Below are 21,335 nucleotides of genomic sequence, written 5' to 3' on the forward strand. Positions count from 1 at the left end.
CCCGCATTGAGCAAGACCAGTGAGCACTCCGTACCCGTCCGACGGCTCGACCACCGGCCGCCCGAGTGGAGGGCCGAGTCCGTCGACCTGACCTTCGAGCTCGGCGCGGACCGCACCCGGGTCACCGCCCGCACGGTGCTGAGGAGAGCGCCGGAGCAGGGCCCGGCACCGGTGCGCCTGGACGGCCGCGACCTGATCCTGGAGTCGGTCCGGGCGGACGGCCGGGCGCTGGGCCCGGAGGAGTACGAACGCACCGCCGACGCGCTGATCCTGCCGCCGCGCTCGGGCCGTGTCGAGGTCGAGGTCGTGACGCTCCTCGCACCCGCCGCGAACACCGGCCTCACCGGGCTGTACGCGTCCGGCGGCACGCTGCTGACGCAGTGCGAGCCCGAGGGCTTCCGCCGCATCACGTACTTCCCGGACCGCCCGGACGTCCTCGCCGTCTACACCTGCACCCTCATCGCCGACGAGAACGACTTCCCGGTCCTCCTCTGCAACGGCGACCGCCGCGACGCCGGCCGCCGTGCCGACGGACGCCACTGGGTCACCTGGGTGGACCCCCACCCCAAGCCGAGCTACCTCTTCGCCCTGGTCGCCGGCCGGCTCGGCCGGCTCGACGGCGGCTTCCGCACCCGCTCCGGGCGGGACGTGCGGTTACGGGTGTACGCCGAGGAGAGCGCGCTTCCGCGCTGCGGGCACGCGCTGGAGGCGCTGCGCGCGGCGATGGCCTGGGACGAGGACCGGTTCGGCCTGGAGTACGACCTGGACACGTACACCCTGGTCGGCGTCGACGACTTCAACATGGGCGCGATGGAGAACAAAGGGCTGAACATCTTCAACAGCCTCTATCTCCAGGCGGATCCGGAGACCGCCACCGACAAGGATTTCGCCGCGGTCGAGACCGTCGTCGCCCACGAGTACTTCCACAACTGGACCGGTAACCGGGTCACCCTCCGGGACATGTTCCAGCTCTCCCTCAAGGAGGGGCTGGCCGTCTATCGCGACGAGAGGTTCTCCGGCGATCGGCGCAGTCCCGGAGTACAGCGGGTCTCGGACGTACGGGCATTGCGGGAGCGCCAGTTCGCCGAGGACGCGGGACCCCAGGCCCACCCGGTCCGTCCGGACGAATACCGGGAGATCAGCAATTTCTACACCTGGACCGTCTACAAGAAGGGTTCGGAGATCATCCGGATGCTCCACACCTTCTTCGGCGAGGAGGGTTTCCGGAAGGGCCTTCGGCACTATCTCTCCCGGTACGACGGGCAGGCGGCGACCTGCGAGCAGTTCGTGGAAGCCGTCGGGGAGGCGAATCAGGCCGACCTGACACAGTTCATGCGCTGGTACGGGCAGGCCGGCACCCCGGTGCTCGACGTGACGACCCACCACGACCCCGAGGCCCGCACCTACACCCTGGTCGTGCGCCAGTCGTGCCCGCCCACGCCGAAGCAGCCCGGGAAGGAGCCGCTGCACCTCCCGCTGACCCTCGCCCTGCTGGGCCCGGACGGGCGGCGGCTGCCGCTGCGGACGGCCGACGAGTCGGCCCCCGCCGGCACCGAGCGGGTCTGTGAGCTGCGGGAGCCGGTCACCACGCTGACCTTCGCCGACCTGCCCGAGCGGCCGGTCCCCTCGCTCCTCCGCGGCTTCTCCGCGCCGGTACGGCTCCGCGTACCGCTGAGCACCGAGGACCGGCTGCTGCTCGCCGCGCACGACGACGACCCCTTCGTTCGCTCGGAGTCCCTGCACGACTGCCTCGTCGAGCTGCTCCTGGAGCGCTACCACGCCGGGGCCGCGCAGGGTGCGGCCGTACCGTACCCGCCGCTCCCCGCCGCGCTCACCGGAGCGCTCGCCGGTCTCCTCGGCGAGGACGGGACCGATCCGGCGCTGGCCGCGCTCATGCTCGAACTCCCCGGGTTCGGGACCCTTTCCGGATCGCTCGACGAGGTGGACCCGGTCCGGCTGGCCACCGTGCTGCACGGTACGCGGGCGGAGCTGGCCCGCGTCCTGCGCGCGCCGCTCCTCGCCTGCCACCGGCGTCTGGACGACGGCCGCCCCTACGTGTTCGCGGCGGCGGACGCCGGCCGTCGCGCGCTGCGGAACACCAGCCTGGCGTACCTGGCCGAGCTGACGGATCCCGAGGTCAGGGAGGTGCTGCACCGGCAGTACGCGACGGCCGACAACATGACCGACCGGCTCGCCGCGCTCACCGCGCTGGCCGACCACGCGGACGCGGACGAGGTCCTGGAGGAGTTCGGGCACCGCTGGCGGGACCGTCCACTGGTCCTGGACAAGTGGTTCAACGTGCACGCCCTCAGCCGCCGCCCGGACACGCTGGCCCGGGTCCGGAGCCTGACCGGGCACCCCGCCTACTCCGACGCCAACCCGAACCGGGTGGGGGCGCTGGTGATCGCCTTCTGTTTCGACAACCCCCTGCGCTTCCACGCGGCCGACGGATCAGGATATGCCTTCGCGGCCGAACAGATCCTCCGGATCGACGCCCTCAATCCCCAGGCGGCGGCGCGGCTGGCCGGATGTCTGGGCGGTCGGGGAAAGCTGGACCCGGCCCGGAGGGAAATCATCCTGCGCACACTGCGGTCGCTCCGGAAGACCGACGGCCTTTCGCCGGAGACCTCAGAAATCTTGGATAATGAGACAACGGCCTGATGGCGTAACCGCGTGTCCGAAAGCTTCCCTTGAGGAGCCCTACGGGGAGACCTAGGATCGCATGAGGTCTGCAAGTGACCCAATTGCAACAGGACGAGGCGAGTGACCTTCGCTCTCGATGAACCTGTCTCTTGTCACGTGGGGGATCGATGGCCGTCGAGCAGGACTGCGTCCTTACCGAAGAAGATTTCCTGATACTGACCTTACTGACCACTTACCCGAGCGACGAACCGATAGCGCGTCACCTCGATGTCAGTGTGCGCACCGTAAGGCGCCGGGTGGCCAGGATCATGGAGATACTCGATGTACAGAATCGTTTTGCCGCAGGCGTGGCCGCAGCCCATCTGGGGTGGGTCGCCTGGGGCCACAACGAGCGTCAGGCAAAAGGCGCGAACATCCCCGCCAAGGCTGTGCGCATGCCGGTGAAACGTTTCTCCACCACGCGGATCCACAGCAACTAGGACCTGCCCGGCAGATCATGGCCGGGCACGCCCTGAGCGCGGCGGAACCGGCGCGGGTCGGGACCCGACCCGCGCCGGACCGCTCCCTCCCCACCACGGCCCCCGCGGTTTTGCGAGAGGGCCGTCGGCCTCCGGACCCGGCGCGACGGTGACCCCCTTCCGCGCCGGGCCCCGCCCCTCCCCTCACCGCAGGAGGGCCTCCCCGTCGACCTCGCGCTCCCAGGCCGGGTTCGGCGGTTCGCCGGGCCATGTGAACGGCGCGGCGGCCGCCCCGGCTCCGGTGGCGTCCGCCCGCACGAGGCGGGCCGGCACGACGTAGGCGCCCGGCTTCCGCACGGACGCGTCGTCGGCCACCACGACGAGCACGCGGTCGCCCACCCGCGCGGGCACGACCCCGTTGACGCGGTGGTCGACCGTCTCGGCTGGCTCCGCGGCGGTCAGCTCGCGCCCCAGCTTGCCCTCGTAGGAGGAGCGCACCTGCTCGACGGTGACGACGCCGCCCTGTTCGCGCACCTCGGCGGTGGTCGGCGCGCCCTTCTTCCGCTGCCGCTCCACCGAGATCGTCAGGACCGTCTCGACGTAGTCGGCCGGCGGGGTCACCAGCGGCCGGGTGGCGGTGACCGTGCCGCTGATCACGTTGTCGACCTTGGCCGGCCGGGCGAACGCGGCGAGGCTGGGAACCCCGTAACTGCGGTTGAGGTCCACCTCGACGCGCACCGTGCGGTCCGCGGCGCCGGGCGGTCCGGCCGGGTCCTTCCCCGGGGAACCGCCGGAGCGCGCCGCCAGGGCGAGCGGGAGGACCAGCCCGGCCGCGGCGACGCCGAGGGCGGAGCGGCGGGAGGGACGTCTGACGGGAGAGACGGTCGATGCCATGCGGTTCATCCTCGGTCGGAGCGCGGGAGCGGACGCGCGGGGGCTGCTGGGCCGGACCCGTTGCATGCCCGCCTCCGCGCGCGGCAACCCCGGGAGGGCCGCGCACCGGAATTCGCTAGGCCCTGTCCGGCGGATCTTCGTGGATCAGCCCGCGGCGTCCGGTGCGTTCTCCCCCAGAGGGGGCACCCCCAGGCGTGCGCCCGGGTCGCCCTCGTACTGGACGTACTCGGGCGGTCCGGGCGTGCGGCGAGAGGACGTGCCGGGCGTCGCGGGCCCGCGAAGATCCGCCGGACAGGGCCTAGCCCCGGACCCTCCCCCGGCGCCACCATGCACGGGCCCGCCGTCACCGGAAGCCAGCAGGGGGAGCCCGCCGCATGACCGACACCGTGAAGGCCCCGGGCACGGCGGTCGGGGACGGCGGGGCGCGGGGCGTCGCGCGGCCGTTCTACCTGTACGCCGTGCTGGCCAACTCGCTCTTCCAGCGCGGCGTGTTCATCGTCTTCCTCCAGCAGCGGGGCTTCTCCGCCGGGCAGACGGCCCTGCTCCAGACGCTGCTCTACCTGGTCAGCGGGGTCGCGGAGCTGCCGACCGGGATCATCGCCGACCGGATCGGGCGGCGGGCCTCCCTGGTGACCGGACAGCTGCTGATCGCCGGCTGCCTGCTCGGCCAGGTGGCGTCCTCCGACTACCGGCTGTTCGTGCTGCTGTTCGTCGGGCACGGCGTGGGCATGGCGTGCGTCTCCGGTGCGGACACCGCCCTCCTGTACGACCTGCTGGTACGGCGCGGCGCGACGGCCGGCTACGTCCGGATCCGGTCCCGGTTCGCCCTGCTCGGGACGGTCGCCTCGGGGGTCGCCATCGTCCTCGGCGGCCAGGTGCAGCGGTTCTCGTGGGGGATCGTCTACGCCGGCTCGGCGGCCTGCCTCGTCCTGGCCGTGGTGGTGCTGCGGGCGCGGGTGCCCGAGATCCGGGGCGCGGACGCGGTGGACGAGGGCGGGGCCGGGGCCGGGCGGGCGCCGCGCGACGCCACGGCGTGGCGGGCGGCGCTGCGGGTGGCCACCCCGGCGCTCGTGACGCTGGTCGTGGTCTCCGGGCTGATGCACGCCACGCTGACCCCGTACCTCGTCTTCACCCAGCGGACCCTCTCCGACCAGGGGGCGGGCGCCGCGCTGGTGGGCGCGGTGGTCGCGGCGGGGTTCCTGGTGGGCGGGCTCGCGCCGCTGCTTGCGGACCGGGCGGACCGGCGCGTCGGGTACCGGGCGGTCGTCCCGCTGTCCCTCCTGGCGCTGGCGGCGGCGCTCGGCCTGACCGGTCTCGGCCTGGCCTGGGTCACCGTCGCCGCGTTCCTGCTCCTGGTGGGGATTCCCGAGATCACCGCCGTCCTGGTGGACAACGCGTTCAACGAGGCGGTGCCGTCGCGCCACCGGGCGAGCCTGCTGTCGGCGGTCGCGTTCGTGGAGTCGGTGCTGATCGGCCTCGGCTACCTGGTCCTCGGCGTGCTCATGGACGGGCTGGGGTCCGGCGCGGGCATGGCCGCCTACGCGGCGGTCCCCTTGCTGGCCTGCCTCCTGTGGCTGCCGGTGCCGCTGCGGGGCGCGCGGCCGGCCCCGGGGCCGGGGAGGGAGTGAGGCGGAACGGACGCGGGGACCGCCGCGACCCCCATCGCTGGGGGGCGGGACGGCGGCGGTCCCCGCGGTGGACACGGGCCCTCGTCGGGGCCGGTCTCCGCGTCCGCGGCGCCCGCAGAGGTCCGGGAGCCGCTCCGGAGGTTCTGTGACGCCGACGGGGAAGACTCTGCCGCGGCCGTGTTAAGCGGGTGCTGCGCGGACGTGACGTGCGCGTACCGTTCGCGCGAACGGCTTCCGGGCGCCCGGGGCGGGCGCCCGGCGGGGTGCTACTTCGTGCCGCCCTTGGCCAGGAAGGCCAGCAGGTCCTGGCGGCTGACGACGCCGGTGGGCTTGCCCTCGACGAGGACGGTGGCGGCGTCGGCGGTGCCCAGGACGGACATCAGGTCGGCGATCGGCTCGCCGGAGCCGACCTGCGGCAGCGGGGCGCTCATGTGCCGCTCCAGCGGGTCCTCCAGGGAGGCCCGCTTGGTGAAGAGGTGGTCGAGGAGTTCGCGCTCGACGACCGAGCCGATGACCTCGGCGGCCATGACGTCGGGGTGGCCGGCGCCGGGCTTCACGATGGGCATCTGGGAGACGCCGTACTCGCGCAGCACCTCGATGGCCTGGCCGACGGTCTCGTCCGGGTGCATGTGGACGAGGGACGGCAGCCCGCCCTCCTTGTGGCGCAGCACGTCGGCGACGGTGGCGGTGGAGGTGTCCTCCAGGAAGCCGTAGTCGGCCATCCACTCGTCGTTGAAGATCTTCGACATGTAGCCGCGGCCGGAGTCCGGCAGCAGGACGACGACGACGTCGTCCGGGCCCAGCTCCTCGGCGACCCGCAGGGCGGCGACCACGGCCATGCCGCAGGAGCCGCCGACGAGCAGGCCCTCCTCCTTGGCGAGGCGGCGGGTCATCTGGAAGGAGTCCTTGTCGGAGACCGCGACGATCCGGTCGGTGACGTTCCGGTCGTAGGCGGTGGGCCAGAAGTCCTCGCCGACGCCCTCGACCAGGTAGGGGCGGCCGGAGCCGCCGGAGTAGACGGAGCCCTCCGGGTCGGCGCCGACGACCTGGACCTTCCCGCCGCTGGCCTCCTTGAGGTAGTTGCCGGTGCCGGAGATGGTGCCGCCGGTGCCGACGCCCGCCACGAAGTGGGTGATCCGCCCCTCGGTCTGCTCCCACAGCTCGGGACCGGTGGTCTCGTAGTGCGAGCGCGGGTTGTTCGGGTTGGAGTACTGGTCGGGCTTCCAGGCGCCGGGGGTCTCGCGGACGAGCCGGTCGGAGACGTTGTAGTACGAGTCCGGGTGCTCGGGGTCGACGGCCGTGGGGCAGACGACGACCTCGGCGCCGTACGCCCGCAGCACGTTGATCTTGTCGAGGGACACCTTGTCCGGGCAGACGAAGATGCACTTGTAGCCCTTCTGCTGGGCCACGATCGCCAGGCCGACCCCGGTGTTGCCCGAGGTGGGCTCGACGATGGTGCCGCCGGGCTTGAGCTCGCCGCTCTGCTCGGCCGCCTCGATCATCCGCAGGGCGATGCGGTCCTTGACCGACCCGCCGGGGTTGAAGTACTCGACCTTGGCCAGAACGGTGGCCCGGAGGCCCGCCGTCACGTTGTTGAGCTTCACCAGCGGGGTGTTGCCGACGAGGCTGATCATCGAGTCGTGGAATTGCACCGTGTTCTCCGGGGTCTCCGTAATGGTGTGGCCAGCGTATGCGTAGTCGGACCGCCTTTCGGGGCAGTTAGACCCTGAACGGCCAGAAGGAGGTGACGGCCCCCATGTCGAGGGCGAGGGTGGCACGCCGGATCGCGGCGGGAGCGGCGTACGGCGGCGGGAGCATCGGGCTGCTGGGAGTGGCGGCGGTCGGCGTCCTGCTGGCGGAGGCGCAGCTCGCGAAGCGGACGGTGGGCACGGGGACGGCCCCGCTGCCCCCGGCGGCGGACGGGCTGTACGGGAGGGCGTTCGGGTCCGACGACCCGCTGCGGCTGGCCCTTCTGGGTGATTCCACGGCGGCGGGCCAGGGCGTGCGGCGGGCGGGCCAGACGCCGGGCGCGCTGCTCGCCTCGGGGCTGGCGGCGGTGGCGGAGCGGCCGGTGGCGCTGCGGAACGTGGCGCTGTCGGGGGCCCGCTCGGACGACCTGGAGCGGCAGGTGTCGCTGCTGCTGGCGCAGGCGCAGGGCCCCCCGGACGTCTGCGTGATCATGATCGGGGCGAACGACGTGACGCACCGGATGCCCGCCACCGAGTCGGTACGGCTCCTGGCGGCGGCGGTGCGGCGGCTGCGGACGGCCGGGGCGGAGGTGGTGGTCGGCACCTGCCCGGACCTGGGCACGATCGAGCCGGTCTACCAGCCGCTGCGCTGGCTGGCCCGGCGGGCCTCGCGGCAGCTGGCGGCGGCGCAGACGATCGTGGTGGTGGAGCAGGGCGGCCGGACGGTGTCGCTGGGCGACCTGCTGGGCCCGGAGTTCGCGGCGAACCCGCGGGAGATGTTCGGGGTGGACCTCTTCCACCCGTCGGCGGAGGGGTACGCGACGGCGGCGATGGCCGTGCTGCCGACGCTCTGCGCCGTGCTGGGCGTGTGGCCGGAACCCGACCGGCCGGAGGCGGCCCGCCGGGAGGGCGTGCTGCCGGTGGCGAAGGCGGCGGCCGTGGCGGCCCGCCGGGCGGGCACCGAGGTGACGGCGGCGCGGGCCCCGTGGGCGCTGCTGAAGCACCGGCGCCGGCGGCGGCTGGCGGAACCCGCGGAGGGGCGGGAGGGTGTGGAGGGGACGGGTGCCGCCGCGCGGGGCGGGCCGGGGCCGCTGCCCCGGGAGAGTCCGCGCCCCTGAGCGGGCACCCCGCCCTTCCCCTGAGCAAGCGCTTAGAAAAGAGGCCCGCATCACACGGCCGTTCCGGTGACCCCGCGCGGTACGTGCGGGTAACTTCCCTGTGAGTCCGACCGTCTCCCAGTCCTGGAGTCCCGATGCCCGAAGCCGTGATCGTCTCGACCGCCCGCTCCCCCATCGGCCGGGCCTTCAAGGGCTCCCTGAAGGACCTGCGCCCCGACGACCTCACGGCCACGATCGTCCGGGCCGCGCTGGCCAAGGTCCCCGAGCTGGACCCGCGCGACATCGACGACCTGATGCTGGGCTGCGGCCTGCCGGGCGGCGAGCAGGGCAACAACCTCGGCCGGATCGTCGCCGTGCAGATGGGCATGGACCACCTGCCGGGCTGCACGATCACCCGCTACTGCTCCTCCTCGCTCCAGACCTCCCGGATGGCGCTGCACGCGATCAAGGCGGGCGAGGGCGACGTCTTCATCTCGGCGGGCGTGGAGATGGTGTCCAGCTTCGCCAAGGGCAACTCGGACTCGTGGCCCGACACCCACAACCCCTTCTTCGCCGACGCCGAGGCCCGCACCGCCGAGGTCGCCGCCTCCGAGGGCTCCTCCTGGCACGACCCGCGCGAGGACGGCCTCGTCCCCGACGCGTACATCGCCATGGGCCAGACCGCGGAGAACCTCGCCCGCTGGAAGGGCGTCACCCGCCAGGAGATGGACGAGTTCGGCGTCCGCTCGCAGAACCTCGCCGAGCAGGCGATCAAGAACGGCTTCTGGGCCCGCGAGATCACCCCGGTGACCCTGCCGGACGGCACCGTCGTCTCCGCCGACGACGGCCCGCGCGCCGGTGTCACCCTGGAGGGCGTCTCCGGCCTCAAGCCGGTCTTCCGCCCCGACGGCCTGGTCACCGCCGGCAACTGCTGCCCGCTGAACGACGGCGCCGCCGCGCTGGTGATCATGTCCGACACCAAGGCGCGCGAGCTGGGCCTGACCCCGCTGGCCCGGATCGTCTCCACCGGCGTCTCCGGCCTCTCCCCCGAGATCATGGGCCTCGGCCCGGTCGAGGCGTCGAGGCAGGCCCTGAAGCGGGCCGGCCTGACCATCGGCGACATCGACCTCGCCGAGATCAACGAGGCGTTCGCCGCCCAGGTCATCCCCTCCTACCAGGAGCTGGGCCTGGACCTGGACAAGGTGAACGTCAACGGCGGCGCCATCGCCGTCGGCCACCCCTTCGGCATGACCGGCGCCCGCATCACCGGCACCCTGATCAACAGCCTCCAGTTCCACGACAAGCAGTTCGGCCTGGAGACCATGTGCGTCGGCGGCGGCCAGGGCATGGCCATGGTCATCGAGCGGCTGAGCTGAGCCGGAGCGGAGGGCAGGGGTCGCCCGAGGAACGAGGGCGGCACCTGCCCGCAGCGGTGGCGAAGCCCAGCGCGACCAGAAGGCACGAGCGGCTGAGCTAGTCGTTCGGGCTTGGGCGCGGGGCGTTCTCCCTCCGCCAGGGGCGTCAACCACCCCGCGTCCAAGCCGTGACCGAATCTCCCCCAGGATGTGACATACATCCTGGGGTTCATTGTTTCCGCAGGTCAGAGAGGTTTGGGACTAAACGCCCGGCCAAAATACCTGTCCGTTTCGTGACGTAATGCACTGACAGGGGGTCCCACCCCGCGACAAGCTGATGTAGGAAGTCGGGGGATCGACTCGGAATCGGGAGTACGTCAGTGAGCGCCATGTCTCTTGCCCTGCTGCTGACCACGGCCGCCGCCACGGCCGTGGGCGCCGCTGCCCTGCACCATGTGCGGGGTCTCCGCGAGGAGGTCACCGCCCTGCGCACCGAGCTGGCCGCCGGTCACGGAGTGACGGTCCCGGCGGCCCGCACCGCCACGCCCGTCGCCGAGATACGGGCCGCGGTCGCCGAGGCGCTGGCCGAGGAGCGCGAGCGCGAGCTCGCCGAGGCGCGGGCCTTCTGGGCCGCGCAGGAGGCCCGGGACGCGGCCGACGCGCCCTCCGCCCTGCTCGGCGGCGCGGGCGTCGAGGAGACCGGCGGCCTGTACCTGCCGCGCCAGACGGACTTCGTGGGCCTGGAGGCGATGGCCCTGGAGGCGATGGAGGCCGAGGCCGCCGCCCTGGACGGCTTCGCCGACCCGGTGGACGACTTCCCGGAGTACCCGGAGGACTCGGCCGAGCTGGCCGCCGCCCGCCGCCGCCACCCCTCGCACCCGGACTTCGTGCCGGTGCAGACGCCGGTGGTGACGGACCACGAGCGCACGGTGGCGCGCCTGGAGGAGCTGGCCGACACCCGTACCGCGCTGACCGACGTGCGCCCCGGCCCGCTCGGCACCCTCGACGTGTACGTCTTCGCGGACGGCACCACGCTCTGCATGACGCCGGGCCACCGCGAGACGGCGGAGCGCCTCGCGGAGGCGCTGCGGGAGGGCCGCGCCCCGGTCCTGCTGGGCGGTTCGGGCGTCTCCGGCGCCTTCGCGCTGACCTTCTCGTACGGCGACTCCGACGAGGAGAACGTCTACATCCTCGCGGACCGCGTGATCGCCTCCCTGTAGCCCCGCCGGAACGGGCCCGCCGGAAGCGGGCCCCGTCAGAGCCCCGAGCGCTCCCGCGCCTCCCCGACCATCCGTACGGCCTCGGCCAGTTCCCGCTCCCGGGAGCCGGCCGGGGCCGTTCGCAGGATCTCGGCCAGGTCGGTGCCGGCGACGGCGAGCTGGTCGGCGACGGTGAAGACGCCCGCGTCGGGCATGGTGCGCGGCTCGCGGTCCGGCTCCTCGGCGCGCTGCGCGCGCGCCGACAGCTCCCGGGCGAGGGCGAGGCCCTCGGCGGCGGCGCCCCGCTGGAGGCGGCTCTGCGGGGCGGCCCGCAGCCGGTCGGCGAAGCGTTCCACGGCGGCGGTCAGTTCACTTGTGTCCAGCACTCCGCCGACCCTACCGGGCGGGATCTCCCCGGCCGCCACCGCCGCCACACGCCACCGACGGGGCCGTACCGGCCCTGCGGCGCCCCGGGAGGCCGCCCGGGTCCTCCCGGACGCGGCGCGGGCCGCGCGGGGGCCGGGAAAAGCGGGAGGGCCCGTCCGGCTGGTGCCGGACGGGCCCTCCCCCGTGTCACGGGACGCGTCAGTCGTCGCCCTGGAGGATCGACAGCAGACGCAGCATCTCCAGGTAGATCCACACCAGGGTCATGGTGAGACCGAAGGCGGCCAGCCAGGCCTCCTCGCGCGGCGCGCCGTAGGTCACGCCGTCCTCGACCTGCTTGAAGTCGAGGGCCAGGAAGCAGGCGCCCAGGATGACGCCGACGATGCCGAAGACGATGCCGAGGCCGCCGCTGCGGAAGCCGAGGCCGTCACCGCCGCCGAAGACCGAGAACAGCAGGTTGGCCACCATGAGCAGCATGAAGCCCATGGCCGCGGCCATCACGAAGCCGGTGAAGCGGCGGTTGACCCGGATCCAGCCCATCTTGTAGGCGATGAGCACGCCGGCGAAGACCGCCATGGTGCCCAGGACCGCCTGGATGACCACACCGTCGCCGATGTACGTCGAGACGGTGGCGGAGAGCACACCGAGGAAGACGCCCTCGAAGGCCGCGTAGCCCAGGATCAGGGCCGGCGACGGGGTCCGCTTGAACGACTGCACCAGCGACAGCACCAGCGCGACCAGCGCGGCGCCGATCGCGATGCCGTACGACTTGCCGAGGTTCGCCGGGTCGACCGGCAGCAGCAGCCACGAGAGGACGGCGGTGAGCACGACCGTGCCGAGCGTCATGGCCGTACGGCTCACGACGTCGTCGATCGTCATCACGTTGCCCCGCGCCTGCGGCGGGAGGCCCGTCTGGACGTCCTGCGGCGCGTAGGGGTTGGTCGCGTACGGGTTGCCCGCGTCCTGCGCGTACGGGTTGCCCGTCGCGTAGGGGTTGGTTCCGACGGCGGGGCCCCCGGCCTGCGGCTGCTGCGCGTTGAAGCCCGCGTAGCCGGTGTCGCGGCTGAACCCCCGTCGCGAGAAGACCGGGTTGCTGCTCCTCATCTCACTCCTCCATGGACGGCCGCACTGCGCGGCCTTGCGTCAAGGGTAATGGGTAGGCAAAAGAAACTCTCTAGTGCTCCGGGAGGATCTTTTGCGACAATTTTCGATCTTGACCGGCCATCGGGGCGCGCGCAAGGGAGTTCCACGAGAAGGACGGCGGAAGCCCCGGGAAAGACCGGGTGGCGGCGGTGCGGCCGGCCGGGGGAGCGGCCGGACGAAGGGGGACGTTTCCGGCGGGCCTCAGGGGTCTCCTGGGCCCGGGGTGGTGCCCGGAACCGGACTTGAACCGGTACGGCCCGAGGGCCAGCGAGGTTTAAGCTCGCCGTGTCTGCTATTCCACCATCCGGGCGTCGCCGCGAAGCTCAGCGTCGGCACAGGAGCCTATCGGGGCCCTTCGCCCGTTCAGCGGAACGAGCGTTTGATGTTGTCTCGTTTCATTGACGCTTGAGGGTGCGTCAGCGCAGGTGGAAGCGGTTTTCCCGAACGGCGGCGGGGCTCGCGGGCGCAAAGCGCCGCCCCCGGATTGACCAGATCTCGCCTCAGGTGTGTCACCTCGGCCGGAGACCGCCCGAAAGGGGTCCGCGTCAGGGACGCCGTCATACCAGAGGAGGAGGGGACGGGCGCCCGGTCCGACCCGAGGCGGCCCCGGGAACGGGCACGTGGTCGGACGACCCCGACAAGAACGTTCGAAACGATGGAGTGGTTCCCGCAGACCGCAGAACGCGGTCGCCGCTCTGACAGGAGTCCCGCTCGTGACCACCACTCCCACCGTGCCCCGCGCCACCGCGGTGGCCGCCCGCGCCACGGATCTCTCGAAGGTCTACGGACAGGGCGAGACCCAGGTGGTCGCCCTCGACCGGGTCAGCGTGGACTTCCGCCAGGGCGAGTTCACCGCGATCATGGGCCCCTCGGGTTCCGGCAAGTCGACCCTCATGCACTGCGTCGCGGGCCTCGACACCTTCTCCTCCGGCTCCGTCCGGATCGGCGACACCGAACTGTCCAGCCTCAAGGACAAGCAGCTCACCCAGCTCCGCCGGGACAAGATCGGCTTCATCTTCCAGGCGTTCAACCTGCTGCCGACCCTGACCGCCCTGGAGAACATCACGCTCCCCATGGACATCGCGGGCCGCAAGCCCGACCAGCAGTGGGTCGAGCGGGTCATCGACATGCTGGGCCTCTCCGGCCGGCTCAAGCACCGCCCCACCGAGCTCTCCGGCGGCCAGCAGCAGCGCGTCGCCGTCGCCCGCGCCCTCGCCTCCCGCCCCGAGATCATCTTCGGCGACGAGCCGACCGGAAACCTCGACTCCCGCTCCGGCGCCGAGGTCCTCGGCTTCCTGCGCAACTCGGTGCGCGAGCTCGGCCAGACCGTCGTCATGGTCACCCACGACCCCGCCGCCGCCTCCTACGCGGACCGGGTGGTCTTCCTCGCGGACGGCCGGATCGTCGACGAGATGCTGCGCCCCACGGCGGACGGCGTCCTCGACCGCATGAAGGCCTTCGACGCCAAGGGCCGTACGAGCTGACGCGTCGCCCGACGCCCTCGTAGCCGAACCCCTTCCAGGACTCCAGGACCCCGCCATGTTCCGTACCGCCCTGCGCAACGTCCTCGCGCACAAGGCGCGGCTGCTGATGACCGTGCTCGCCGTGATGCTCGGCGTCGCCTTCGTCTCCGGCACCCTCGTCTTCACCGACACCCTCTCCCAGGCCTTCCGCAACCAGTCCGCCAAGAGCTACGACGACGTCGCCGTCGCCGTCAGCCTCCGGCCCGACCCCGAGGAGGCCCTGAAGGACCCCGGCCTCTCCCAGGAGACCGTCGACCGGGTGGCGAAGCTCGACGGCGTCACCGCCGTCTCCCCCCGCGTCGAGGGCTTCGCCGGCGTCCCGGACAAGAAGGGCGCCCTGATCGGCGTCGGCTGGTCCAACAAGGGCACCAACTTCGCCCCGGGCGCCGACGGCAAGGACGCCGCCTTCGCCTTCACCACCGGCGCGGGCCCCACCGAGGCCGGCCAGGTCGCCCTCGACAGGGCCACCGCCGACAAGGGCGGCTACAAGGTCGGCGACCGCGTCCGCGTCGCCACCAACGGCCCGGTGAAGGAGTACGCCCTCTCCGGCGTCTTCACCACCGAGGACGGCGCCGTCAGCGCCGGCGGCAGCCTCGTCCTCTTCGACGCCCCGGTCGCCCAGCAGCTCTACCTGAAGCCCGGCTACTACTCCGACCTCAACGTCACCGCCGCCCCCGGCACCGACGACGACGCGCTGCGCGACGCGGTCCTCAAGGTCGTCCCGAAGGCCGCCACCGCCCAGACCGGCGCGGACCTGGCCGACGAGCAGGCCCGCCAGATCGAGTCCGGCCTCGGCGCCATCAACCAGATGCTGCTCGGCTTCGCCGGCATCGCCCTCTTCGTCGGCATCTTCCTGATCTCCAACACCTTCACCATGCTGGTCGCCCAGCGCACCAAGGAACTCGCCCTGATGCGCGCGGTCGGCGCCTCCCGCCGCCAGATCACCCGCTCCGTCCTCGCCGAGGCCGGCATCGTCGGCCTGGTCGCCTCCGCCATCGGCTACGTCCTCGGCATCGGCCTCGCGGTCGCCCTGCGCTCCGGCATGGCCGCCTTCGACATGAAGGTCCCGGGCGGCAGCCTCGTCCTCGGCACCACCCCGGTGATCGCCGCCTTCGGCGTCGGCGTCGTCATCACCATGCTGGCCGCCTGGCTGCCCGGCCGCCGCGCCGCGAAGATCCCGCCGGTCGCCGCCATGAACAGCGTCCACGCGACCCCCAACGCCAAGTCCCTGATGGTCCGCAACGCCATCGGCGCGGCGATCACCGCCATCGGCGCCGTCCTGGCCGTCCTCGGCGCCAACTCGGGCGGCGAGACCGGCCGCCTCGTCATCGGCGGCGGCGCCTTCGTCATCCTCATCGGCGCGATCGTCCTCATCCCGTTCCTGTCCCGGCCCGTGATCGCCCTGATCCGCCCCTTCTTCGTGAAGGTCTTCGGGATCTCCGGCAAGCTCGCCGGCCTCAACGCGGTCCGCAACCCGCGCCGCACCGGCGCCACCGCCTCCGCGCTCGCCATCGGCCTCACCCTGGTCACCGGCCTCTCGGTGCTCGGCGTCAGCGCCGGCCAGGCCCTCGACAAGATGACCGTCGACCAGATCCGGGCCGACTACATGGTCGTCATGGCCAGCGGCCAGGGCCTCTCCCAGGAGGCGCTGACCGCCCTGGAGAAGGCCCCCGGCGTCCGCGCGGTCTCCCCGCAGCAGGCCGGCGCCCTGGAGCTGAAGGGCAGCTTCGCCTCCGCCTCCGGCGTCACCCCCGGCGCCATCGACGGGCTCATCAAGGTCGAGGTGGTGGACGGCTCGCTGGACTCCCTCGGCAAGGGCCAGATCGCCGTCGCCGACAAGACCGCCACCTCGCGCGGCCTGAAGGTCGGCGCCGCCGTGCCCGTCGAGTACCTCGACAAGAAGAAGGGCACGCTGACCGTCGGCGCGGTCTACAAGGACAGCGAGTTCCTCTCCCCGGTCATGATCGACCGGAAGATCCTCGACGCCCACGACCCGCAGCCGTACATCCCGCAGATCTTCGTCGCCACCGACGGCGGCGCGAGCGCCGGCGCCGAGCAGGCCCTCGTCAAGGCCATGGGCGACAACCCCGCCATCACCGTCCTCGACCACAAGGACATCCGCGACACCTTCGGCGGGCAGATCAACCTGATCCTGAACATCGTCTACGGCCTGCTCGCGATGGCCCTGATCATCGCCGTCCTCGGCGTCGTCAACACCCTCGCGATGTCCGTCTTCGAGCGCCAGCAGGAGATCGGCATGATCCGGGCGATCGGCCTCGACCGCCGCCGGGTCAAGCGGATGGTCCGGCTGGAGGCCGTCGTCATCTCGGTCTTCGGCGCGGTCGTCGGCATCGGCCTCGGCACCTTCCTCGCCTGGGCCCTCGGCAAGACCTTCGAGTCCGGCCTCCCCGGCTACGGCCTGGTCATGCCCTGGGAGCGGATCGGGATCTTCCTGGCCCTGGCCGCCCTGGTCGGCGTCCTCGCCTCGCTGTGGCCGGCCCGCAGCGCCGCGAAGCTGAACATCCTGGCCGCCATCAAGGCCGAGTAGTCCGGCCCGCACGACGGCCGGGAGGGCCGGTCCCCGCCACGGGGACCGGCCCTCCCGCGTTCACCCCGTCACTCCGTCCACTCCCGGGACCGGCGCGGCAGGCCGCTCGTCCCCGACGGCGGCGTCCGCACCGCGAGGAACTGGTTCACGCCGATCCGGTTGCGCTCGAAGGAGACCGCCGAGGCCGCCATGTAGAGCCGCCAGATCCGGGCCCGGCCCGGGGAGACCAGCCGGACCGCCCGGTCCCACTCCGCCTCCAGGTTCGCCACCCAGCGGCGCAGCGTCAGCGCGTAGTGCTCGCGCAGCGCCTCCACGTCGCGGACCTCGAAGCCCGCCTCCTCCAGGATCGTCAGGGTGCTCCCCATGGGGGCGAGTTCGCCGTCGGGGAAGACGTACGCGTCGATGAAGGGATCGATGCGGTACGCCTCCTCGTCGGGCTCAGGGCGGCGCGAGATCTGGTGGTTCAGGAGCCGCCCGCCGGGCTTCAGGAGGCCGTACAGCAGGTCGGCGTACTCCCGGTACCGGACGGCGCCCACGTGCTCGGCCATGCCGATCGAGGAGATCGCGTCGTACGGTCCGTCCGGCACGTCCCGGTAGTCCTGGACGCGGATCTCGACCCGGTCCGCCAGCCCCTCCTCCGCGACCCGCTTGCGGGCGAAGGCGGCCTGCTCCCGGGAGAGGGTGATGCCGACGACCCGGGCGCCGTACTCCCGGGCGGCGTGGATCGCCATGGAGCCCCAGCCGCACCCGACGTCGAGCAGCCGGTCGCCCTCCTTGAGGCGCAGCTTGCGGGCGACCAGGTCCAGCTTGTCGCGCTGGGCCTCCTCCAGGGTGCCGCCGTCGGTCCAGTAGGCGCACGAGTAGACCATCGACGGGCCGAGGACGAGGGAGTAGAAGTCGTTGCCCACGTCGTAGTGGTGACTGATCGCCCGCTTGTCGCTGCGGCGGCTGTGCGGGCCGCCGCCGGGGCGCCGGACCTCCTCGGCGGGCGGCGGCGGGGGCGGCAGCGGTCCGGCCAGCCGCAGCAGCGCGGCGGCCGCGGCGCGCGCCCGCGGGTCGCGGGCGGCGGCGAGCAGGCCGCCGGAGTCCCCGTCGCGCTCCCAGATCAGTCCGGAGAGCCGGTCCAGCGCCTCGTACAGGTCGCCCTCGACGTCGAGTTCCCCGGCGACCCAGGCGCGGGCCAGGCCCAGCTCGCCGGGCTTCCAGATCATCCGGCGCAGGGCCCTGCGGTCCCGGACGACGAGGACGGGGCCCTCTCCCGCCGGTCCGGCCTCGCTCCCGTCCCAGGCGCGCAGGCGCACCGGAAGGGGACTTCCCAGCAGATCCTCGGCGAGAGTCGCGAGCCGCGTCGCGGCGTCGGCCATGGTGAAACACCTCCGTGGTCCTTGCCCCAGACTTGTCGTCACCAGGGGAACACCGTCGGTGGCCTTTCCCATCCCGGCGCGGCGCGGAAAGCTTCCACAACCCCCCGGGAACGCGTCCCGGGTACGCCGAAGGGCCGCCCGCACCACGGATGACGGACGGCCCTTCGACGACGGAGGGGTGTTACGAGGCCTTGGCCTTCTCCGGGGCCGGAGCGGCCGCGGCGGGGGCCGGGGCCGGCTTGGCGGCCTCGTAGAACTCCTCGCGCGGCGTCTCCATGGCGCCGAGCGAGACGACCTCGCGCTTGAGGAACATGCCGAGGGTCCAGTCGGCGATCACGCGGATCTTGCGGTTCCAGGTCGGCATGGCCATGCCGTGGTAGCCGCGGTGCATGTACCAGGCGAGACGGCCCTTGAGCTTGATCTTCACCTTGCCCATGACGATCATGGCGACGCCCTTGTGCAGGCCGAGCCCGGCCACGGCGCCCTTGTTGGCGTGGCTGTACTCGCGCTGCTCGAAGCCGCGCATGCCCGACACCACGTTGTCGCCGAGGACCTTGGCCTGGCGCAGGGCGTGCTGGGCGTTCGGCGGGCACCAGGCGTTCGGGTTGCCGGCGCGGCGGCCGACCATGTCCGGCACCTGGGCGTTGTCGCCCGCGGCCCAGACGTAGTCCATGCCGTTGACCTGGAGCTTCTCGTTGCAGTCCACGTGGCCGCGGGGGCCGAGCGGCAGACCGAAGCGGGCGAGCGCCGGGTTGGGCTTCACGCCGGCGGTCCACACGATGGTGTTGGAGTCGACCTCCAGGCCGTTCTTCAGCACCACGTGGCCGTCGACGCAGGAGTCCATGGAGGTCTCCAGGTAGATCTCGATCCCGCGGCTCTCCAGGTGCTCCTTGCCGTACTGGCCGAGCTTGGGGCCCACCTCGGGGAGGATCTTGTCGGCGGCGTCGACCAGGACGAAGCGCATGTCCTCGCGGGACACGTTGGTGTAGTACTTCGCCGCGTCGCGGGCCATGTCCTCGACCTCGCCGATCGTCTCGGCGCCGGCGAAGCCGCCGCCGACGAAGACGAAGGTCAGCGCCTTGCGGCGGACCTCCTCGTCGGTGGTCGAGTCGGCCTTGTCGAGCTGCTCGAGGACGTGGTTGCGCAGGCCGATGGCCTCCTCGATGCCCTTCATGCCGATGCCCTGCTCGGCGAGGCCGGGGATCGGGAAGGTGCGCGAGACCGCACCCATCGAGATGACCAGGTAGTCGAACGGCAGCTCGTACGCCTCGCCGACGAGCGGCGAGATCGTGGCGACCTTGCGGTCCTGGTCGATGGTGGTCACACGGCCGGTGAGCACCTCGGCTCCGCGCACGACGCGTCGCAGCGGGACGACGACGTGGCGCGGCGAGATGCTGCCGGCGGCGGCTTCGGGGAGGAAGGGCTGGTACGTCATGTACGACCGCGGGTCGACGACCGTGACGGTCGCCTCGGCGTAACGCATCTTCTTGAGGATGCGCCGCGCGGCGTACAGGCCAACGTACCCGCCGCCTACGATGAGGATCCTGGGACGCTCCGTGGTGCTCATGGCATCGAGTATCCACCCACCGATGGGGGGTACCTCGTGCGCCCCTTCACAAGCTTCCCGGGGTGCTCTGCTACACTCCGCCGCCCACGTGATCCACATCATGGTCCTGCAAAGGAACCGGAATGCACTGGTGAACGTTGTTCACCGCCGCTGAACTGGCCCGGAGAGCCTCCGTTAACGCTGAACCAGCAGACGCGTTCACACGATGGAAACAGCGAGCGAAGTGCCCCCTGGACCTGCGAAAGGGTCCTGGTGACCCCCCGGGAGGGCCCAAAGACCTTCCCCGGGTGACATCAGGACCCTTTTCCTTGTGAAGAAGTTCACGAAGCTGCTCGGGCGGGCCGCCGCCGAGTGCCTCGATAGCTGCCCGCTATGCCACGGATAGGGCGATCCCATCGAGGATGTCGTGCTCGCTGACGACCACCTCGGCGGCTCCGACCCGCTCCACGATCTCCTGGAGGACCAGCGCGCCCGCCGTGATGACGTCCACCCGGCCGGGGTGGATCACCGGGATCGCGGCCCGCTCGTCGTGGGTGGAGGCGAGCAGCCGGGCGGTGACCTCGGCGACCCGGGCGGCGGAGATCCGCGCGTGGTGGACCTTCTCGGAGTCGTACTCCGGCAGGCCGAGGGCGATGGCGGCGACCGTGGTGACGGAGCCGGCCAGGCCGACGAGGGTGCCGGCGGAGCCGATCGGGACGGTCGCGGCGGCCAGGTCGAGGGCGGCGCGGACGTCGGCGCGGATCGCCTCGGCCTCCTCGGCGGTCGGCGGGTCGTGCCGCACGTGCCGCTCGGTGAGCCGGACGCAGCCGATGTCGACGGAGCGGGCGGCCTCGACCGCGCGGCCGCCGGTGACGAACTCGGTGGAGCCGCCGCCGATGTCCACGACGAGGTACGTCTCCGAGCCGGGCAGTTCGCCGGTGGCGCCGGCGAAGGAGAACGCGGCCTCCTGGTCGCCGGTGATCACCTCGGGCTCGACGCCGAGGATCGCCACGACGCCGTCCACGAACTCCTGGCGGTTCTCGGCGTCCCGGGAGGCGGAGGTGGCGACGAAGCGGATCCGCTCGGCGCCCAGCTCCCGGATCACGGCGGCGTACTCGCGGCAGGCGGCGAAGGTGCGCTCCAGCGCCTCGGGGGCGAGCCGGCCGGTCCGGTCGACGCCCTGGCCGAGCCGGACGATGGTCATCCGCCGGTCCAGCTCGACCAGCTCGCCGGTCTCCGGGTGGACGTCGGCGACGAGGAGGCGGATGGAGTTGGTGCCGCAGTCGATTCCGGCGACCCGGGTCATTCCGCGGTCTCCTTCTCTCCCCCGCAGGGGTTCACGCACGGGCCCTTGGCCCACCACTCGGGGAGCATGGCCAGGGCCTCGTCGCCGAAGGGGTTCACGCCGGGGCCGGCGACCAGGGAGTGGCCGACGAGGACGTGCAGGCACTTGACCCGGTCGGGCATGCCGCCGGCGCTGGGGAAGCCCTCCAGGACCTCGATGGCGTCGCGGCGGGCGAGGTAGTCCTCGTGGGCGGCGCGGTAGGCGGCGGCCAGCTCGGGGTCGGTGGCGAGCCGGGCCTGCATCTCCTTCATGACCCCGTTGGCCTCCAGGGTGCCGATGGCCGAGGCCGCCCGGGGGCAGGTGAGGTAGTACGTGGTCGGGAAGGGGGTGCCGTCGGGCAGCCGGGGCGCGGTCTCGACGACGTCCGGGTTGCCGCAGGGGCAGCGGTGCGCGATGGCGCGCAGGCCGCGCGGCGGGCGGCCGAGCTGGAGCTCGAAGGCGGCGACGTCCGCCTCGGTGGGCTCGGTGCGTTCGGTCTGCGGAGGGGGCGTGTGCATGTCTGCCTTGCTCGTGGGGTCGG

Annotated in this window: 16 protein-coding genes and 1 tRNA gene; 8 read left to right on the forward strand and 9 right to left on the reverse strand. The window is 72.4% G+C overall.

Annotated features, from left to right (window positions below; all coding sequences use genetic code 11):
* The first annotated feature begins 6 nt into the window (after nucleotides 1-6).
* Both pepN and IE219_RS21190 read left to right on the forward strand, forming a co-directional pair.
* On the forward strand, nucleotides 7-2,661 hold the full coding sequence (gene pepN, locus IE219_RS21185; protein ID WP_189979795.1) for an aminopeptidase N: 2,655 nt from the start codon (nucleotides 7-9) through the stop codon (nucleotides 2,659-2,661).
* A 149-nt stretch (nucleotides 2,662-2,810) separates the two neighbouring features.
* Entirely contained in the window at nucleotides 2,811-3,122 is a 312-nt protein-coding gene (locus tag IE219_RS21190; RefSeq protein ID WP_189979796.1) for a LuxR C-terminal-related transcriptional regulator, read from the forward strand.
* 183 nt (nucleotides 3,123-3,305) lie between these two features.
* On the opposite strand, the gene IE219_RS21195 is transcribed toward IE219_RS21190, so the two are convergent.
* Complete coding sequence (locus tag IE219_RS21195; RefSeq protein ID WP_189979798.1) at nucleotides 3,306-3,995, reverse strand: hypothetical protein; 690 nt, start codon at nucleotides 3,993-3,995, stop codon at nucleotides 3,306-3,308.
* A gap of 374 nt (nucleotides 3,996-4,369) precedes the next feature.
* Here IE219_RS21195 and IE219_RS21200 point away from each other — a divergent pair, with 374 nt between their 5' ends.
* On the forward strand, nucleotides 4,370-5,623 hold the full coding sequence (locus IE219_RS21200) for an MFS transporter (RefSeq protein WP_189979800.1): 1,254 nt from the start codon (nucleotides 4,370-4,372) through the stop codon (nucleotides 5,621-5,623).
* A gap of 266 nt (nucleotides 5,624-5,889) precedes the next feature.
* On the opposite strand, the gene IE219_RS21205 is transcribed toward IE219_RS21200, so the two are convergent.
* Nucleotides 5,890-7,275, reverse strand: a complete 1,386-nt coding sequence (locus IE219_RS21205) for a cystathionine beta-synthase (RefSeq protein WP_189979802.1) — start codon at nucleotides 7,273-7,275, stop codon at nucleotides 5,890-5,892.
* Nucleotides 7,276-7,379: 104 nt separating this feature from the next.
* Between IE219_RS21205 and IE219_RS21210 the strand changes: the two genes are divergently transcribed.
* The 3 genes from IE219_RS21210 (at nucleotide 7,380) to IE219_RS21220 (ending at nucleotide 10,983) form a co-directional block, all read left to right on the forward strand.
* Complete coding sequence (locus IE219_RS21210) at nucleotides 7,380-8,429, forward strand: SGNH/GDSL hydrolase family protein (RefSeq protein ID WP_189979804.1); 1,050 nt, start codon at nucleotides 7,380-7,382, stop codon at nucleotides 8,427-8,429.
* Nucleotides 8,430-8,563: 134 nt separating this feature from the next.
* Nucleotides 8,564-9,784 (forward strand): acetyl-CoA C-acetyltransferase, encoded by a 1,221-nt coding sequence (locus IE219_RS21215; protein WP_189979806.1) that lies wholly within the window; start codon nucleotides 8,564-8,566, stop codon nucleotides 9,782-9,784.
* A 359-nt stretch (nucleotides 9,785-10,143) separates the two neighbouring features.
* Nucleotides 10,144-10,983, forward strand: coding sequence for a hypothetical protein (locus tag IE219_RS21220; protein ID WP_189979808.1), 840 nt, complete (start codon nucleotides 10,144-10,146; stop codon nucleotides 10,981-10,983).
* A 35-nt stretch (nucleotides 10,984-11,018) separates the two neighbouring features.
* Here the strand turns inward: IE219_RS21220 and IE219_RS21225 are convergent, their stop codons facing one another.
* The 3 genes from IE219_RS21225 to IE219_RS21235 all read right to left on the reverse strand — a co-directional run bounded on the left by IE219_RS21225 (nucleotide 11,019) and on the right by IE219_RS21235 (nucleotide 12,799).
* Nucleotides 11,019-11,348, reverse strand: coding sequence for a hypothetical protein (locus tag IE219_RS21225; RefSeq protein WP_189979810.1), 330 nt, complete (start codon nucleotides 11,346-11,348; stop codon nucleotides 11,019-11,021).
* 199 nt (nucleotides 11,349-11,547) lie between these two features.
* Complete coding sequence (locus IE219_RS21230; RefSeq protein WP_189979812.1) at nucleotides 11,548-12,450, reverse strand: Bax inhibitor-1/YccA family protein; 903 nt, start codon at nucleotides 12,448-12,450, stop codon at nucleotides 11,548-11,550.
* A 263-nt stretch (nucleotides 12,451-12,713) separates the two neighbouring features.
* Nucleotides 12,714-12,799, reverse strand: a tRNA-Leu gene (locus IE219_RS21235).
* 403 nt (nucleotides 12,800-13,202) lie between these two features.
* Here IE219_RS21235 and IE219_RS21240 point away from each other — a divergent pair.
* Both IE219_RS21240 and IE219_RS21245 read left to right on the forward strand, forming a co-directional pair.
* Complete coding sequence (locus IE219_RS21240; protein ID WP_189979814.1) at nucleotides 13,203-13,973, forward strand: ABC transporter ATP-binding protein; 771 nt, start codon at nucleotides 13,203-13,205, stop codon at nucleotides 13,971-13,973.
* 55 nt (nucleotides 13,974-14,028) lie between these two features.
* Nucleotides 14,029-16,560, forward strand: coding sequence for an ABC transporter permease (locus tag IE219_RS21245; RefSeq protein WP_189979815.1), 2,532 nt, complete (start codon nucleotides 14,029-14,031; stop codon nucleotides 16,558-16,560).
* 68 nt (nucleotides 16,561-16,628) lie between these two features.
* On the opposite strand, the gene IE219_RS21250 is transcribed toward IE219_RS21245, so the two are convergent.
* From IE219_RS21250 to IE219_RS21265, 4 genes are all read right to left on the reverse strand, one after another.
* Nucleotides 16,629-17,924 (reverse strand): class I SAM-dependent methyltransferase, encoded by a 1,296-nt coding sequence (locus IE219_RS21250; protein WP_189979817.1) that lies wholly within the window; start codon nucleotides 17,922-17,924, stop codon nucleotides 16,629-16,631.
* 181 nt (nucleotides 17,925-18,105) lie between these two features.
* Nucleotides 18,106-19,491, reverse strand: a complete 1,386-nt coding sequence (locus IE219_RS21255; protein WP_189979819.1) for an NAD(P)/FAD-dependent oxidoreductase — start codon at nucleotides 19,489-19,491, stop codon at nucleotides 18,106-18,108.
* A 370-nt stretch (nucleotides 19,492-19,861) separates the two neighbouring features.
* Complete coding sequence (locus IE219_RS21260) at nucleotides 19,862-20,776, reverse strand: Ppx/GppA phosphatase family protein (protein WP_189979821.1); 915 nt, start codon at nucleotides 20,774-20,776, stop codon at nucleotides 19,862-19,864.
* Entirely contained in the window at nucleotides 20,773-21,312 is a 540-nt protein-coding gene (locus IE219_RS21265; RefSeq protein WP_189979823.1) for a DUF501 domain-containing protein, read from the reverse strand. The genes IE219_RS21260 and IE219_RS21265 overlap by 4 nt, the downstream gene beginning before the upstream one ends.
* Between the last annotated feature and the right edge of the window lie 23 nt (nucleotides 21,313-21,335).

The sequence above is a fragment of the Streptomyces termitum genome (assembly GCF_014650175.1).
In the GTDB taxonomy this organism is placed as follows: domain Bacteria; phylum Actinomycetota; class Actinomycetes; order Streptomycetales; family Streptomycetaceae; genus Streptomyces; species Streptomyces termitum.

Bases quoted from the DNA above. Each gene is read 5' to 3' on its own strand.
- IE219_RS21190 (WP_189979796.1), top strand. From the start codon at position 2,811: ATGGCCGTCGAGCAGGACTGCGTCCTTACCGAAGAAGATTTCCTGATA.
- IE219_RS21195 (WP_189979798.1), bottom strand. From the start codon at position 3,995: ATGGCATCGACCGTCTCTCCCGTCAGACGTCCCTCCCGCCGCTCCGCC.
- IE219_RS21200 (WP_189979800.1), top strand. From the start codon at position 4,370: ATGACCGACACCGTGAAGGCCCCGGGCACGGCGGTCGGGGACGGCGGG.
- IE219_RS21210 (WP_189979804.1), top strand. From the start codon at position 7,380: ATGTCGAGGGCGAGGGTGGCACGCCGGATCGCGGCGGGAGCGGCGTAC.
- IE219_RS21215 (WP_189979806.1), top strand. From the start codon at position 8,564: ATGCCCGAAGCCGTGATCGTCTCGACCGCCCGCTCCCCCATCGGCCGG.
- IE219_RS21230 (WP_189979812.1), bottom strand. From the start codon at position 12,450: ATGAGGAGCAGCAACCCGGTCTTCTCGCGACGGGGGTTCAGCCGCGAC.
- IE219_RS21245 (WP_189979815.1), top strand. From the start codon at position 14,029: ATGTTCCGTACCGCCCTGCGCAACGTCCTCGCGCACAAGGCGCGGCTG.
- IE219_RS21250 (WP_189979817.1), bottom strand. From the start codon at position 17,924: ATGGCCGACGCCGCGACGCGGCTCGCGACTCTCGCCGAGGATCTGCTG.
- IE219_RS21255 (WP_189979819.1), bottom strand. From the start codon at position 19,491: ATGAGCACCACGGAGCGTCCCAGGATCCTCATCGTAGGCGGCGGGTAC.
- IE219_RS21260 (WP_189979821.1), bottom strand. From the start codon at position 20,776: ATGACCCGGGTCGCCGGAATCGACTGCGGCACCAACTCCATCCGCCTC.
- IE219_RS21265 (WP_189979823.1), bottom strand. From the start codon at position 21,312: ATGCACACGCCCCCTCCGCAGACCGAACGCACCGAGCCCACCGAGGCG.